This is a genomic window from Pseudomonas syringae (assembly GCF_002157375.1).
GTDB lineage: Bacteria > Pseudomonadota > Gammaproteobacteria > Pseudomonadales > Pseudomonadaceae > Aquipseudomonas > Aquipseudomonas syringae_T.
This window is the reverse complement of the sequence record NZ_MTSA01000021.1, coordinates 74,584-89,487: the sequence shown is the minus strand read 5'-3', so window position 1 is coordinate 89,487 and position 14,904 is coordinate 74,584. Positions and strand designations below refer to the sequence as shown.

The window sequence follows — 14,904 nt, the reverse complement described above, 5'->3', positions numbered from 1 at the left end:
GGCCGCTTCGCAGCCCATCGCAGCCGTCGTAACCTCCTGAAGCTCCCACGCCCTCCGGGCAGAAGCCCACAGTGTTGGGCTCAATACTCAATAATTGGGCTCAATACATGTGGGAGTGAGCTTGCTCGCGAACTGCCGGGAACCGGCAGCAAAGCCAGTGCATGCGGTACATCAGGCATAGTCGAAGTGGCCTGTTTCAGAGGCCCATCGCAGCTGTCGTAACCCTTGAAGCTCCACGGCCCGAGGGCAGAAGCCCGTTTCGAGCTCCCAATCAAAGCGGACGAGCAGGGTCCACGGTGACGGGCGCTGACGGCTTGTTTTGCTCTTTCAGCAAATCGCGAATTTCGCCCAGCAGCACTTCCTCTTTGGACGGCGTAGGCGGCAAGGTCGGGGCCTTGGCTTCTTCGCGTTTCAGGCGGTTGATGGCCTTGACGCCCATGAAGATCGCGAACGCGACAATGATGAAGTCGAGGACGGTCTGGATGAACTTGCCGTAGGCCAGCAGCACCGCAGGCGCTGTGCCTTGTGCAGGACGCAGGGTGACGGCCAGGTCGCTGAAGTCCACGCCGCCGATCAACAGGCCTAGTGGGGGCATGATCACATCGCCGACGAACGACGAAACGATTTTGCCGAATGCCGCGCCAATGATGATACCGACGGCCATATCGACCACGTTACCTTTGACCGCGAAGGCCTTGAACTCGCTGAGTACGCTCATGGGTAATTCCTTGTAACAGATAAAATTGATCCAGAAGAGTGTAGCCCAGCCGGGCTTTTGCCGCCGGGTCACGTTCAATCGACCGGAGCTGTCTGTGTAAGTTTTATCCGGTTTTTAAAACCCGTGACCCGCCAGGCGAGTAGCAGGCGCTGCTACGTGCGCTATCATGGACGTTTTTCACGACTGGGGTTGTCATGGCCAAGGCCAAACGCTTGTACGGCTGCACCGAGTGCGGCGCGACGTTTCCCAAGTGGGCGGGCCAGTGCGCCGATTGTGGCGCCTGGAACACACTGGTCGAAACCATGATCGAAAGCGGTGCCGCTGCGCGCCCCAGCGGACGCACGGGCTGGACCGGTTCACAGGCGCAGATCAGAACCCTGGCAGAAGTCAGCGTCGAAGAGATCCCGCGTTTTTCCACCAACTCTGCCGAACTGGACCGCGTACTGGGTGGCGGTCTGGTCGACGGCTCGGTGGTATTGATCGGCGGCGACCCCGGTATCGGCAAGTCCACCATTCTGCTTCAGACACTGTGCAATATCGCCCAGCGAATGCCGGCGCTGTATGTCACTGGCGAGGAATCGCAGCAGCAGGTGGCCATGCGCGCGCGGCGTCTTGGACTGCCGCAGGACAAACTGCGCGTCATGACCGAAACCTGCATCGAGACGATCATTGCCACGGCCAAGGTCGAAAAGCCGAAGGTGATGGTGATCGACTCGATCCAGACGATTTTTACCGAGCAACTGCAATCCGCACCGGGCGGCGTGTCGCAGGTTCGCGAGAGCGCCGCCTTGCTGGTGCGCTACGCGAAGCAGAGCGGCACGGCGATCTTTCTGGTGGGCCACGTCACCAAGGAAGGCGCGCTTGCCGGTCCTCGCGTTCTGGAACACATGGTCGACACGGTGCTGTATTTCGAGGGCGAGTCGGACGGTCGGCTACGGTTGCTGCGGGCGGTGAAAAACCGCTTTGGCGCCGTGAACGAGCTGGGCGTGTTCGGCATGACCGACAAGGGCTTGAAAGAAGTCTCCAATCCGTCAGCGATTTTTCTTACCCGTGCGCAGGAAGAAGTGCCGGGCAGCGTGGTCATGGCCACGTGGGAGGGCACACGCCCGATGCTGGTGGAAGTTCAGGCGCTGGTGGATGACAGCCACATGTCCAACCCGCGCCGGGTGACGTTGGGGCTGGATCAGAATCGTCTGGCAATGCTGTTGGCGGTCCTGCACCGGCATGGCGGCATTCCGACCCACGATCAGGACGTGTTCCTCAACGTGGTGGGCGGGGTGAAGGTGCTGGAAACCGCATCGGACCTGGCCCTGATGGCCGCGGTCATGTCCAGCCTGCGCAATCGGCCTTTGCCGCATGACTTGCTGGTGTTTGGCGAGGTGGGGCTGTCCGGCGAGGTCAGGCCTGTGCCCAGTGGGCAGGAGCGCTTGAAAGAAGCCGCCAAGCACGGTTTCAAGCGGGCCATCGTGCCGAAAGGCAATGCGCCGAAAGAGTCGCCTCCCGGCTTGCAGATCATTGCCGTCACACGTCTGGAGCAGGCGCTGGATGCGCTGTTCGAATAAACGGACCTGAGGGGCTATTCCTGAAGCTCGATCAAGGCCGCCAGTTCGCGCTCCAGTTCCTGCGGGTCTCCAAGGTTCAGCTCGACCAGCCGCCGCAGGTGGCTGATCGACTCCAGCCCGATATGGCGACAGACAAAGCCGAGTTGCCGGTTATTGTCGTGGGTGATTTCGGCGTCCATTTGCACATGTTCATCGTTGCCGAGAATGATATCGACTTCAAAGGGCTGCGCCCGATCACCTGTCCACGGGTCAGGTCGTTCGATCAGCAAGCCTTTCAGGGACAGGTCGACCAGTTTCACTTTCCAGCGTTTATCGCCTTGTTTCAGGTCAGTCTTGGCGTCGAAGGCGATACGTTTGAAACGACGGCGATCTTCGGGTGAGTCGGTCATCGGGTTAACTCTCTTGTTGACCGCTGAAGTCAGTCGGCGGGCAGGTTGTTTTTCAAGCCATTCTCTTGTCTCTGCACGATAGACCGGAAAGTAATGGCAGAACAGTTCTGCCTTGCTGTTTTGTGATCCGGCAACCATATAGCCGTACCATTCCGGCCCTCTATGCCGGGTATCTGCCGCCATTGATCAAATTTCGAACTAGACCATGGTTGGGGGTGGCCTTTCGCGGATCCGGCGCTAAACTCGCAGTGCTTGCCTTCTAGTCAACTCTGCTGGAATAAAAAAATGAAAAATAATAATAGCCTGATGCGCCATGTTCCCTGGCTCATCGTTGCAATTGTTGGGGCATGTGCTCTCGGGGTCGTGGCCTTGCGCCGCGGTGAGGCGATCAACGCCTTGTGGATAGTGGTTGCTGCGGTGGCTATCTATCTGGTTGCTTATCGTTACTACAGTCTTTTCATCGCCACGCATGTCATGCAGCTCGATCCGCTGCGCGCGACGCCGGCGGTGGTCAACAATGATGGTCTGGACTATGTGCCGACCAACAAACACATCCTGTTTGGTCACCATTTCGCGGCCATTGCGGGCGCAGGTCCGCTGGTCGGTCCGGTGCTGGCGGCGCAGATGGGCTACCTGCCCGGTACGCTGTGGCTGATCGCGGGGGTGGTGCTGGCCGGCGCGGTGCAGGACTTCATGATCCTGTTCCTGTCGACACGCCGTAACGGTCGCTCGCTGGGCGACATGGTTCGAGAGGAAATGGGCCGTATTCCCGGCACCATCGCCTTGTTCGGCTGCTTCCTGATCATGATCATCATCCTGGCGGTGCTGGCGTTGATCGTGGTCAAGGCCCTGGCTGAAAGCCCGTGGGGCATGTTCACGGTCATGGCGACGATTCCGATCGCGATGTTCATGGGCATTTACATGCGCTACATCCGTCCGGGCCGCATCGGTGAAATCTCCATTATCGGTGTCATCCTGCTGCTGGGGTCGATCTGGGTAGGCGGCGCGGTCGCGGCCGATCCGACCTGGGGGCCGATGTTCACCTTCACCGGCATACAGATCACCTGGATGCTGGTGGGGTACGGTTTTGTCGCGGCCATGCTGCCGGTCTGGCTGCTGCTGGCGCCACGTGACTACCTGTCGACCTTCCTGAAGATCGGCACCATTCTGGCCTTGGCAATCGGCATCCTGATTCTGGCTCCCGAGCTGAAAATGCCGGCCCTGACCCAGTTCACCGACGGCACCGGCCCGGTCTGGAAGGGCGCACTGTTCCCGTTCCTGTTCATCACCATCGCCTGCGGCGCGGTGTCGGGCTTCCATGCGCTGATCTCTTCCGGCACCACGCCCAAGCTGCTGGATAACGAAAAGAACGCCCGTTACATCGGTTATGGCGGCATGCTGATGGAGTCATTCGTGGCCATCATGGCGATGGTTGCCGCGTCGGTCATCGAGCCGGGTGTCTACTTCGCGATGAACAGCCCGGCTGCCGTGGTCGGCAGCGATGTGGTAACGGTCGCGCAGACGGTGTCCAGCTGGGGCTTTGCCATCACGCCGGAGCAACTGACCGCCGTGGCCAAGGACATTGGTGAAAACACCATTCTGGCCCGTGCCGGTGGTGCTCCGACGCTTGCGGTCGGTATCGCGCAGATCCTGCATCAGGTGCTGCCGGGCGAGAACACAATGGCGTTCTGGTACCACTTTGCGATTCTGTTCGAGGCGCTGTTCATCCTGACGGCTGTCGATGCCGGGACCCGTGCGGGCCGCTTCATGCTTCAGGACCTGCTGGGCAGTTTCGTTCCGGCCCTGAAACGCACTGAATCCTGGACCGCCAACGCCATCGGCACCGGTGGCTGCGTGGCGCTGTGGGGGTATCTGCTGTATCAAGGCGTTATCGACCCGCTGGGCGGCATCAATACCCTGTGGCCGCTGTTCGGCATCTCCAACCAGATGCTTGCCGGTATCGCGTTGATGCTCGCCAGCGTCGTGCTGATCAAGATGAAGCGTCAGCGCTACGTGTGGGTCACCATGCTGCCTGCTACATGGCTGCTGATCTGCACCGTGACAGCCGGCCTGATCAAGCTGTTTGACGCCAACCCTGCTGTCGGTTTCCTGGCTTTGGCCAAGAAATACAGCGCGGCGGCAGATGCGGGTCAGATCCTGGCTCCGGCCAAGACCATGGACCAGATGCAGCATGTGATCTTCAATGCGTACACCAACGCCGGGCTGACCATACTGTTCCTGTTTGTGGTGTTCAGCATTCTGTTCTACGCCATCAAAGTAGGCCGTGCGGCCTGGACGACCAAGGAGCGCACCGACAAGGAAGCCCCGTTCCAGCCCATGCCGCCTGCGTCGCAGGTGTGATGATGTGTACCCACAGAGGATTTGCCCATGTTCAATGACCTGAGTCGCCTCGGGAAATACCTCGGTCAGGCCGCACGCCTGATGGTGGGCATGCCCGACTACGACACCTACGTCGAGCACATGCAGACCACCCACCCGGACAAGCCGATGATGACCTACGAGCAATTCTTTCGGGAGCGGCAAGAGGCCCGGTACGGCGGCAAGGGTGGTCCGAAGTGCTGCTGATCCTCTGATCTGCGTTATTGTCTGACCCGACGCGCCACAGGCCATCACCTGTGGCGCGTTTTCATTCCCGCTGAAAGCATCACGCCAGGAGCCTTATGACTGAGCTGCAACCCATCCCCGTGACCGTGCTGACCGGTTTTCTGGGCGCCGGTAAAACCACCTTGCTGCGCCACCTGTTGAAGGCCGAACATGGCCTGAAGATCGCGGTGATCGAGAACGAATTCAGCGACGCAGGCATCGACAGTCAGTTGCTCGGCACCGACCCGGTCCAGATCATGACCCTGTCCAACGGCTGCGTGTGCTGCACCATTCACACCGACCTGACCAAAGCGCTTTACCTGTTGCTGGAGCGCCTGGACAGCGGCGAAATCGCCTTCGACCGGTTGGTGATCGAATGCACCGGGCTGGCCGACCCGGCCCCGGTCGCCCAGACCTTTTTCATCGATGAAGAGCTGCGCGAGCGCTACATTCTCGACGGCATCATCACGCTGGTGGACGCTGCCCACGCAGATACTCACCTGGCGCAAACCATCGCTCAGGCGCAAATCGGCTTTGCCGACCGGTTGCTGGTGAGCAAGCGCGATCTGGTCGACGACGCAGCCTTCGAGGCCCTCAGCGCCCGCCTGACCCGCATCAACCGCCGCGCGCCGATCCGCATCGTAGAACACGGCAAGATCGACCTCGCCGAGCTGCTCGACGTACGCGGTTTCAACCTGAACGCCGACCTCGGCGGCGGCATGACCCTGCGCCCACTGGCCCCGGTTGGCGCCTCCGGCGACCGCATCACCAGCCTTGTTCTGCGCAGTGACAAACCCCTGAACCTGGACCGCCTCAGCGAGTTCATGAACGAACTGCTGGAAGACCACGGCAAACAACTGCTGCGCTACAAAGGCGTGCTCAATATCGAAGATGAAGCACGCAAGATGGTGTTTCAGGGCGTGCTCAAACTGTACGGCTTCGACTGGGATGCCGAATGGGCAGAAGGTGAACAGCGCGAGAGCGTAATCGTGTTCATTGCCGATGAGTTGCCGGAGGAGAAGATACGGGCTGGGTTCGAAAGGGTTTGTGCCTGAGATACCCTGCTTCGGCGTGAGCGCTCGTTCACGCTTATGGACCACTCAGTAAAAAGCCCCGACTCTCACGAGCCGGGGCTTTTCATGACTGCGTTAAACGAAGCGTATCACGCGCCGTAAACCGGCAGTTTGGCGCAGATGGCCTTGACCTTCTCGCGGACGGCGTCGATGACGGCTTCGTTGTTCAGGTCTGCCAGGATGTCGCAGATCCAGCCGGCCAGTTCTTTGCACTCTGCTTCCTTGAAGCCGCGAGTGGTCACTGCCGGGGTGCCGAAGCGCAGGCCGGAGGTGACGAACGGGGAGCGTGGGTCGTTGGGTACGGAGTTCTTGTTGACGGTGATGAAGGCGCGACCCAGGGCGGCGTCGGCGTCTTTGCCGGAGATGTCCTGTTTGATCAGCGACAGCAGGAACAGGTGGTTTTCAGTACCGCCGGACACCACGTCGAAGCCGCGCTCGATGAACACACCGGCCATGGCCTTGGCGTTCTTGACCACTTGTTGCTGGTAGGCCTTGAACTCAGGCTGCAGCGCTTCCTTGAAGCAGATGGCCTTGGCCGCGATGACGTGCTCGAGCGGGCCGCCCTGGGAGCCAGGGAATACCGCGGAGTTCAGCTTTTTCTCGATCTCGGCGTTGGCGCGCGCCAGGATCAGGCCGCCACGTGGACCGCGCAGGGTCTTGTGCGTGGTGGTGGTCACGACGTCAGCGAACGGCACCGGGTTCGGGTAGACACCTGCGGCAACCAGACCGGCCACGTGAGCCATGTCGACGAACAGGTAGGCACCGACCTTGTCGGCGATTGCGCGGAAGCGCGGGAAATCGAGGATTTGCGAGTAGGCAGAGAAGCCGGCGACGATCATTTTTGGCTTGTGCTCGACAGCCAGACGCTCGACTTCGTCGTAGTCGATCATGCCGTTGCCGTCGATGCCGTACTGAACGGCGTTGTACAGCTTGCCCGAGGACGAAACGCTGGCGCCGTGGGTCAAGTGACCGCCGTGGGCCAGGCTCATGCCCAGAATGGTGTCGCCGCCTTGCAGCAGGGCCAGGTAGACGGCCGAGTTGGCTTGCGAACCGGCGTGTGGCTGGACGTTGGCGTAATCGGCGCCGAACAGTTCTTTGGCGCGGTCGATGGCCAGTTGCTCTACAACGTCGACGTATTCGCAGCCGCCGTAGTAGCGCTTGCCTGGATAGCCTTCGGCGTACTTGTTGGTCAGTACCGAGCCTTGAGCTTCCATGACGGCCGGACTTGTGTAGTTTTCCGAGGCAATCAGCTCGATGTGTTCTTCCTGGCGCAGAGCTTCTTGCTCCATGGCGGCAAACAGATCGGCGTCGTACTTGGCGATAGTCAAATCACGGCTGAACATGGCAGTCCTCAAAGGGGCATGGCGGAAAAGGCGGGTATTCTACCCCATCAGGTTTTATCTGGCATATGAAAGGGAATCATCTTGAACAGCAAATGGGTTCAAGGGGCGCACTGCAGGCTTCGAATTGCAACGTGGCGCTCATCGCAATGTGACGCGGAGCGTTCCGAACTGCGTTCCCACGCTGGAGCGTGAGGAACGATAGGTGTCCTGACCGTGCCTGTTCCTTCGCGTGCCGCTAAAAACTTGCCGCTGCCTTAATCCAGCATGAACAGCGCATCGTTGCTGAACTGCGCTTCGAACTGGCTGGGGGGCATCGGACGGCCGAAGAGGTAGCCCTGAACTTCGTCGCAGCCGTGCTGGCGCAGAAACTCCAGCTGCTCGTGGGTTTCCACGCCTTCGGCGATGACCGAGAGGTTGAGGCTGTGAGCCATTGCGATGATCGCACGGGCGATCTGGGCGTCCTGCTCGCCCGACGGCAGGCCGTCCACGAAGGTGCGGTCGATCTTCAGAACGTCGATCGGGAACTGTTTGAGGTAGTTCAGCGACGAGTAGCCGGTGCCGAAATCGTCTACCGCAATGCTTAATCCGAGGTTTTTCAGGCCGTCGAGTATCTGCATCGCCTCGTCGACCTCGCGCATCAGGATGCTCTCGGTCAGTTCCAGCTCAAGGCAGGCCGGCGACAGGCCCGTCTGCTCCAGAATGCGTGCAATTCGCTTGCCGAGCTGGCCGTCCGAGAACTGCCGCGCCGAGATGTTGACCGACACTTTGGGCACACGCACCTTGGCCTGATGCCAGAGCTTGAGCTGACGGCAGGCTTCAGCCAGAACCCAGTCACCGACTTCCACGACCAGCCCGAGCTCCTCGAGCACCGGGATGAAGTCATTCGGCGGGACCAGCCCACGGCGCGGATGGCGCCAGCGCAGCAGGGCTTCTGCGCCGGTCAGGCGTTTGCCGTCGCCACTGAACTGCGGCTGGTAGTAAAGGATGAATTCCTGCTGTTCCAGTGCATGACGCAGATCGCTTTCCAGCTCCAGGCGCTCGAGCGCCGTCGCGTTCATGTCTGCCTGATAGAACTGAAAGTTGTTCTTGCCGCACTCTTTGGCGTGGTACATCGCCGTGTCGGCGTTCTTCATCAACTGGCTGAGTTCTTTGCCGTCCTGCGGGCTGAGTGCAATGCCGATACTGGCGGTCACGAAAAACTCGCGGCCTTCAAGCACAAACGGAGTCACCAGACTGGTCAGGATCCGTTCGGCGACGTGAATGGCCCGCGTCAGCGCGGCTTCGCGGGTGATGCCCGGCTGCAGCAGCAACGTGAACTCGTCGCCGCCCATGCGCGCGACGGTGTCATCGATGTCGACGCACGCGAGCAGGCGCGTGGCCATTTCCTGAAGCATCCGGTCACCGGCAGCGTGGCCGAGGGAATCGTTGATCGGCTTGAAGCGGTCGAGGTCGAGGAACATCAGCACCACCCACGCTTGCTGACGTTCGGCTTGTTGCAGCGCCGAATGCAGCCGGTCCTGGAAGAGCGTGCGATTGGGCAGATGCGTCAGCGCGTCGTAATAAGCCAGGCGATGAATGCGGTCTTCACTGGCTTTGCGCTCGCTAATATCGCTGAAGAAACACACGTAACTCGCCAGATCGCCTTCGTCATCGACAACAGCCGTAATGCCGACCCAGGCCGGATAGTGCTCGCCGTTGCGTCTTTTCAGTCTGATCTCGCCTTCCCAAGTGCCTCGACCGTTCAACTGCCTGAGGATATGGCGCATTTGCGCTTCCTGCTCGGTCTCGACGGTGAGCATGCTGGGTAACTGATCGAGCACCTGAGGCACTTCATAGCCGCTGACGCGGGTGAAGGCTTCATTGGCCTGGACGATATAGCCCGCGGGGTCGGTGATCAGGATGGCGGATGTCGAATGCTCGAAGACCGTGGCGGCCATGCGCAGGTCTTTTTCGGCGCGGCGTTGCTGGCTGATGTCCCTGCCGACGCCGAAGATGCCCTCGAAGTGACCGTGTTCATCCCACACCAGCACAACGCGCAGTTCTACCGGGATCTTGCGGCCGTCGGCGCGCAGGCAGTCGAACAGAAACATCCGGGTCGTCACTTCGTCGCGCAGCCTGGCCAGTTCGCGAGGCTTTTTAAGCACTTTGCCGATCCGGCTGATCAGCGCGTCGAAGCCGGCCAGTTGCTGGCGGTTGGCAATGGCGGCCGACCAGCCGTTCTGAAGAATCCAGTCCACGCTGTAGCCCAGCGCGCTTTCTACGGAGGGACTCACGTAGTTGATGTCCAGCAGGCCATCGGTGGAGAAGATCACATCACTGATGCTTTCGGCGAGCATGCGATAGCGCTGTTCGCTGTCGCGCAATGACTGGCTGGACGCAACCTGCTCGGTGATGTCCTTGGCAATACCTATGATGCGGGTGACCAGATGCTCTGCGTCCCAGGCCAGTGCCTGCTCGCGCACATCGAAACAACGCCAGTTGTTCTGGCTGTCGCGAAAGCGCAGCACGCTTTGCAGTAACTCGTTGTGCCCATGATGACGCTGGCGCAGGCGCATGTCCTGATAGCTTTTGGCATCGTCGGGGTGCAGCAGGACTTCCCAGAAGAACTCGCCCATGGCCCGCAGCTCGGACGAGTTATAGCCCAGCGTGTAACCAAAATGGTGGTTGCTGTAGATCATGCGCTGACTGAGCACGTCCTGAACGTACAGATGATCCGGCACGGTCTGGACCACATCGGACCAGAAGCTTTCGCGGTCCTGCAGCGACAGCTCCACCTGTTTGCGGCTGGTGATATCGCCGATGCTGAGAATCACCGCGTCAAAGTCGCTGCGTGCTTCAGGCAGGCGCATGACCAGCCAGAGATGCTGATCCTTGCCGTTTGCGCGCGTCAGGCAGATTTCCAGCTCCAGGCGCGACTGCCTGGCAAGAACGGCATGAATCACCTGAATGCCGATGCCTGGACGTGAGCGGGATTCGCCCTCGATCAACTGCTGCCAAGCCTGCTCGATGCTGTCGATTTCCAGCAGGCCCAAGGCAACTTCATTGACTTCGTTGATGCGCAATTGCTGTAGCAGTCTTTTCAGCGAGGCTGTCTGGCTTTTGAGCAGACGATCAAAGTCTTCGCCCGTCGTGACCTGGTGTGCTTCCAGTTGCTCTTGAAGGCCGGACATGTCCATCACGCAAATGGCCACACCTGCGCCCTCGAAGATGTCCCGATAGCGGCGTCGGCTCTGCATGATCAGGCGCTGACGCCTGCGCAGGCTGATCAGCGCGATCAGTGGCAGAATCGACAGCATGAGGCCGATCAGGCATTTCCCGATCAGTGGCGTAAGCAGGTCGCTACGGGCCTTGTACGCATCGAAAAGGCCTCGCAGTTGCCAGTCACTGTTGTTGAGCGGTTGCAGCAAGATGGTTTCGAACAGGCCGCTGTCGGCGTCGTTGGACGGCGAGAGCTCACGCAGGATCACCCGTTGGGTCTTGCGCTGTTCAAGACGCCAGGCGTACTGGAAACTCTGGCTCGGCTGGCTGGCCAGGTCTTTCAGTGCGTCCGGGGCCATGCGCAGTGTCCAGTAGCCATTGGCGCCGGTACCCTGTCGAATCAGTGCGTAAACCTGTTTGCCGTCGTCGGTGCTGGTATAGAAATAGGCGCGACCCAGCGCCTGCTTCATGGCCTGCTTGAGAAACTCGCCATCCCGGGAGGCCTCGGCGCTGTCACTGACAATGTCGCCCTTCAGGTTCAGGCGGGCGACACTGCGCAGTGCGGGCAGGGCGGTGCGCAAATGCATCAGTGTCGCGGGCTGGTCCAGTGAGTCCCCGGAAGCCTGGGCCTCATCCAGCAGGTTCATGGCGATCTGCGCCTTGAGCGCCATGTTCAGGCTCATCCGGTCAGAGAGCTGGACGCTGTAGTCCAGACTGCGCTGACGCTGGCGTTCCTGCGTCTGATGGAATTGCTCGATCAACTGCCACAGCAACAGGGCCAGCATCACCAACACCAATGCGGCCAGCGCCCCTTTTACTGACCCACGCAAAGGCCTGGTCGTACTTTCTGTAACGACACCGGGTGATGGCAAAGGCGCTGTAGTGGGCAAATCGTTGTTCCTGACTGCTGGACTGAAGCGGTGGTGCTTTATATGAAACGGGTCGGTCGCCCGGAGGGCGGCTAGCATGCCCTTAGTTATGGCAGAGTGCCAGTCCCTTTGAGCCGGATTGTTTGCCCTGCGGGCTGCATTCCGGTAGCTTTGCGCAACGCGCGTTACCCACAGACTCCTGCATGAGTGACTCCACTTTTTGCACTATCGACCCGGCTTTATATTGGCTCGCACTGCCCCAATCTGTTTATGCCTTGTCTGATTCAAGGCCCGGAACGGTCAGGCGGCAAGTCTCAAGGACAAATAAAGCTTTTTTTCGACCGGAGCTTTAAGCTCACGCTCTAAATCGGTCTTCATCACAGACGCTAGGTTTTCATTCCATGGCTCAATACGTCTACACCATGCATCGGCTGAGCAAAGTTGTGCCGCCGAAGCGTGAAATCCTGAAAAACATCTCGCTCTCTTTCTTCCCCGGCGCCAAGATCGGCGTGCTGGGCCTCAACGGTTCGGGCAAGTCCACACTGTTGAAGATCATGGCGGGCGTCGACACCGAGTTCGATGGTGAAGCCCGTCCGATGCCTGAACTCAATGTGGGTTATCTGCCGCAAGAGCCACAACTTGATCCGAACAAGACGGTTCGTGAAGTGGTTGAAGAGGCGGTCAGCGTCATCAAGGACGCTCAGGCGCGTCTTGATCAGGTTTATGCCGAGTACGCCGAGCCGGATGCCGATTTCGACAAACTGGCCGCCGAACAGGCCAAGCTTGAATCCATCCTGCAAGCCAGCGACGGTCACAACCTGGAGCGTCAGCTGGAAGTGGCTGCCGATGCCTTGCGCCTGCCGGCCTGGGACGCGAAGGTTTCGGTCCTGTCAGGTGGTGAAAAGCGCCGCGTGGCGCTGTGCCGTCTGCTGCTGTCTGCCCCGGACATGCTTTTGCTCGACGAACCGACCAACCACCTGGACGCCGATTCCGTCGCCTGGCTGGAGCACTTCCTGCACGATTTTCCGGGCACCGTGGTTGCGATCACGCACGACCGTTACTTCCTGGACAACGTGGCGGGCTGGATTCTGGAACTCGACCGCGGCGCGGGCATTCCTTACGAGGGCAACTATTCCGGCTGGCTTGAAGCCAAGTCTGATCGTCTGGCTCAGGAATCCAAGCAGCAGACGGCCCACGAGAAGGCCATGAAAGACGAGCTGGAATGGGTCCGCAAGGGCGCCAAGGCGCGTCAGTCCAAGTCCAAGGCGCGTCTGCAGCGTTTCGAGGAGATGCAATCCCAGGAATTCCAGAAGCGCAGCGAGACCAACGAGATCTATATCCCGGCCGGTCCGCGCCTGGGTGACAAGGTCATCGAGTTCAAGAACGTCAGCAAGGGTTACGGCGACCGCGTGTTGATCGATAACCTGTCGTTCACCATGCCTAAAGGCGCCATTGTTGGCGTGATCGGGGGTAACGGTGCCGGTAAGTCGACCCTGTTCCGCATGCTGATGGGCAAGGAACAACCGGACTCGGGCACCATCGAAGTCGGCGAAACCGTGCAACTGGCGTGTGTGGACCAGAGCCGTGACGACCTGGACGGTAGCAAGTCGGTGTTCCAGGCGGTTTCCGACGGTTCCGATGTGATCCGTATCGGCAACTACGAAATTCCGTCACGCACCTACGTTGGCCGTTTCAACTTCAAGGGTGGCGATCAGCAGAAGTTCGTCAAGGACCTGTCCGGTGGTGAGCGCGGTCGTCTGCACCTGGCGTTGACCCTGAAAGAGGGTGGCAACGTGTTGCTGCTCGACGAACCGTCCAACGACCTTGACGTGGAAACCCTGCGTTCGCTGGAGGAAGCGCTGCTGGACTTCCCGGGCGCCGCCATTGTGATCTCCCACGATCGGTGGTTCCTTGACCGCGTGGCCACGCACATTCTGGCGTATGAAGACGACTCGCAAGCAATCTTCTTCGAAGGCAACTACACCGAGTACGAAGCCGACCGTAAAAAGCGTTTGGGCGAAGCTGCGGCTCAACCGCACCGCGTCCGTCACAAAAAGCTGGCCTGATCAGCTTTCAGGCATGCGCCGCTCCCGGTCGGGAGCGGCGCTGTCGCTGATTGATCACTCCGTGGTGTCGATCAGCAACACTTCAATCGACACATCTCCCGCCGGACGTCGCCACACCACTTCCTCGCCTTTTTTTGCGCCGATCAATGCGCGGCCCAATGGCGAACCCCAGTTGATGAGCCCGTTGGCCGCATCGGCCTGATCTTCCCCGACCAGATGCACCCGCTGCTGGTTGTCGTCTTCATCCGCAAACGTTACCCAACTGCCAATCTGCACTTTCTCGGTCGATACCGGAGGCGCGACCACTTGCGCGCTGTGCAGGCGCTGGTTGAAGTAGCGCAGGTCGCGTTCAAGGTCGGCCAGTCGCTGTTTGTCGGCAGCGTCGCCCAAGGCGTTTTGCGCGCTGTGCTCAGCTTGCAGGCTGCTGACGCGTTCTTGCAACAACTCCAGACCACGGGCCGTGACGTAATTGGTCTGCTCGCTGACCAGCCGTTCTATCGGCTGCTCGGCATCGGCAGCGGCGTTGTCTTCATTTACGAATGCGCGACTCATGAGGTGTCCTCTCTAATGGGTATTGGGCCACCAAAGGACGTCATTGGTTTCGTTGGATTTTCGACCTGCCCCACGTCAGTTGGGGCGATAGGCCTTGGCGGCGCTGCGGGTCTTCTCCCGCTCCCAGTCGCGATCACGGTCATTGAGAATCTGGCCGGGGTCGAAGCGATCACGATTGTTCTGAGCGGCCTGGCACTGGCGAAAGCCATCCGTCCAGCCTTCGGCGTAGAGTTTGTCCTTCAGGTAGCGGGGCACGTTCTTCTTGAACAGCCCGGTGCTGGCGCCTGCGGCTTCGCGGCCACTGCCGCAGCCATCCTGGTAGCCATCGGCAAAGCCCGGCGGGTAACCCTCGGCCAGCATCTGGTCACGGGTAGACTGACAACCCGCCAGCACGATGGCCAGCGACAACAACAGCCAATACCGCTTCATGATGGTTTCCTCTTCTTATGGGAGGAGTCTAGAAGCAAATGTGTGAGTTATTTGTAAAAACGACGTAGGGAATGCGTGAGGTGATCAGGCTTTCATCGGGC

11 protein-coding genes are annotated in these 14,904 nt (G+C 60.0%); 5 read left to right on the top strand and 6 right to left on the bottom strand.

What is annotated here, in order from left to right; all coding sequences use genetic code 11:
- Positions 1 to 271: 271 nt before the first annotated feature.
- Positions 272 to 718: a large-conductance mechanosensitive channel protein MscL gene (mscL, locus tag BW686_RS22875; RefSeq protein ID WP_084919746.1), complete on the bottom strand. Its 447-nt coding sequence runs from the start codon at positions 716 to 718 to the stop codon at positions 272 to 274.
- A 194-nt stretch (positions 719 to 912) separates the two neighbouring features.
- On the opposite strand from mscL, the gene radA reads away from it, so the two are divergent.
- Positions 913 to 2,280 carry a DNA repair protein RadA gene (gene radA / locus BW686_RS22870; RefSeq protein ID WP_084919743.1) on the top strand — a complete coding sequence of 456 codons (1,368 nt, stop codon included), beginning with the start codon at positions 913 to 915 and terminating at the stop codon, positions 2,278 to 2,280.
- Positions 2,281 to 2,294: 14 nt separating this feature from the next.
- Here radA and BW686_RS22865 read toward each other — a convergent pair whose 3' ends face one another.
- The gene (locus BW686_RS22865) at positions 2,295 to 2,669 is read right to left on the bottom strand and encodes a PilZ domain-containing protein (RefSeq protein ID WP_084919741.1); all 375 of its coding nucleotides are present in this window, start codon (positions 2,667 to 2,669) and stop codon (positions 2,295 to 2,297) included.
- A 285-nt stretch (positions 2,670 to 2,954) separates the two neighbouring features.
- Between BW686_RS22865 and BW686_RS22860 the strand changes: the two genes are divergently transcribed.
- From BW686_RS22860 to yjiA, 3 genes are all read left to right on the top strand, one after another.
- Positions 2,955 to 5,030, top strand: coding sequence for a carbon starvation CstA family protein (locus tag BW686_RS22860; RefSeq protein ID WP_084919739.1), 2,076 nt, complete (start codon positions 2,955 to 2,957; stop codon positions 5,028 to 5,030).
- Between the two features lie 27 nt (positions 5,031 to 5,057).
- The gene (locus BW686_RS22855) at positions 5,058 to 5,255 is read left to right on the top strand and encodes a YbdD/YjiX family protein (protein WP_004884022.1); all 198 of its coding nucleotides are present in this window, start codon (positions 5,058 to 5,060) and stop codon (positions 5,253 to 5,255) included.
- 95 nt (positions 5,256 to 5,350) lie between these two features.
- Positions 5,351 to 6,328 carry a GTPase gene (gene yjiA / locus BW686_RS22850; protein WP_084919736.1) on the top strand — a complete coding sequence of 326 codons (978 nt, stop codon included), beginning with the start codon at positions 5,351 to 5,353 and terminating at the stop codon, positions 6,326 to 6,328.
- Positions 6,329 to 6,435: 107 nt separating this feature from the next.
- Here yjiA and glyA read toward each other — a convergent pair whose 3' ends face one another.
- Both glyA and BW686_RS22840 read right to left on the bottom strand, forming a co-directional pair.
- The gene (gene glyA / locus BW686_RS22845; protein WP_084919735.1) at positions 6,436 to 7,689 is read right to left on the bottom strand and encodes a serine hydroxymethyltransferase; all 1,254 of its coding nucleotides are present in this window, start codon (positions 7,687 to 7,689) and stop codon (positions 6,436 to 6,438) included.
- A 254-nt stretch (positions 7,690 to 7,943) separates the two neighbouring features.
- Positions 7,944 to 11,777: a sensor domain-containing protein gene (locus BW686_RS22840; protein ID WP_084919733.1), complete on the bottom strand. Its 3,834-nt coding sequence runs from the start codon at positions 11,775 to 11,777 to the stop codon at positions 7,944 to 7,946.
- Between the two features lie 380 nt (positions 11,778 to 12,157).
- On the opposite strand from BW686_RS22840, the gene ettA reads away from it, so the two are divergent.
- Positions 12,158 to 13,822: an energy-dependent translational throttle protein EttA gene (gene ettA / locus BW686_RS22835; protein ID WP_084919731.1), complete on the top strand. Its 1,665-nt coding sequence runs from the start codon at positions 12,158 to 12,160 to the stop codon at positions 13,820 to 13,822.
- 54 nt (positions 13,823 to 13,876) lie between these two features.
- On the opposite strand, the gene BW686_RS22830 is transcribed toward ettA, so the two are convergent.
- Complete coding sequence (locus BW686_RS22830; RefSeq protein ID WP_084919729.1) at positions 13,877 to 14,374, bottom strand: GreA/GreB family elongation factor; 498 nt, start codon at positions 14,372 to 14,374, stop codon at positions 13,877 to 13,879.
- 75 nt (positions 14,375 to 14,449) lie between these two features.
- Positions 14,450 to 14,803, bottom strand: a complete 354-nt coding sequence (locus BW686_RS22825; protein WP_084919727.1) for a lipoprotein — start codon at positions 14,801 to 14,803, stop codon at positions 14,450 to 14,452.
- Between the last annotated feature and the right edge of the window lie 101 nt (positions 14,804 to 14,904).

Bases quoted from the DNA above. Each gene is read 5' to 3' on its own strand.
- BW686_RS22860 (WP_084919739.1), top strand. From the start codon at position 2,955: ATGAAAAATAATAATAGCCTGATGCGCCATGTTCCCTGGCTCATCGTT.
- BW686_RS22830 (WP_084919729.1), bottom strand. From the start codon at position 14,374: ATGAGTCGCGCATTCGTAAATGAAGACAACGCCGCTGCCGATGCCGAG.
- BW686_RS22855 (WP_004884022.1), top strand. From the start codon at position 5,058: ATGTTCAATGACCTGAGTCGCCTCGGGAAATACCTCGGTCAGGCCGCA.
- mscL (WP_084919746.1), bottom strand. From the start codon at position 718: ATGAGCGTACTCAGCGAGTTCAAGGCCTTCGCGGTCAAAGGTAACGTG.
- radA (WP_084919743.1), top strand. From the start codon at position 913: ATGGCCAAGGCCAAACGCTTGTACGGCTGCACCGAGTGCGGCGCGACG.
- BW686_RS22825 (WP_084919727.1), bottom strand. From the start codon at position 14,803: ATGAAGCGGTATTGGCTGTTGTTGTCGCTGGCCATCGTGCTGGCGGGT.
- BW686_RS22865 (WP_084919741.1), bottom strand. From the start codon at position 2,669: ATGACCGACTCACCCGAAGATCGCCGTCGTTTCAAACGTATCGCCTTC.
- glyA (WP_084919735.1), bottom strand. From the start codon at position 7,689: ATGTTCAGCCGTGATTTGACTATCGCCAAGTACGACGCCGATCTGTTT.
- yjiA (WP_084919736.1), top strand. From the start codon at position 5,351: ATGACTGAGCTGCAACCCATCCCCGTGACCGTGCTGACCGGTTTTCTG.
- ettA (WP_084919731.1), top strand. From the start codon at position 12,158: ATGGCTCAATACGTCTACACCATGCATCGGCTGAGCAAAGTTGTGCCG.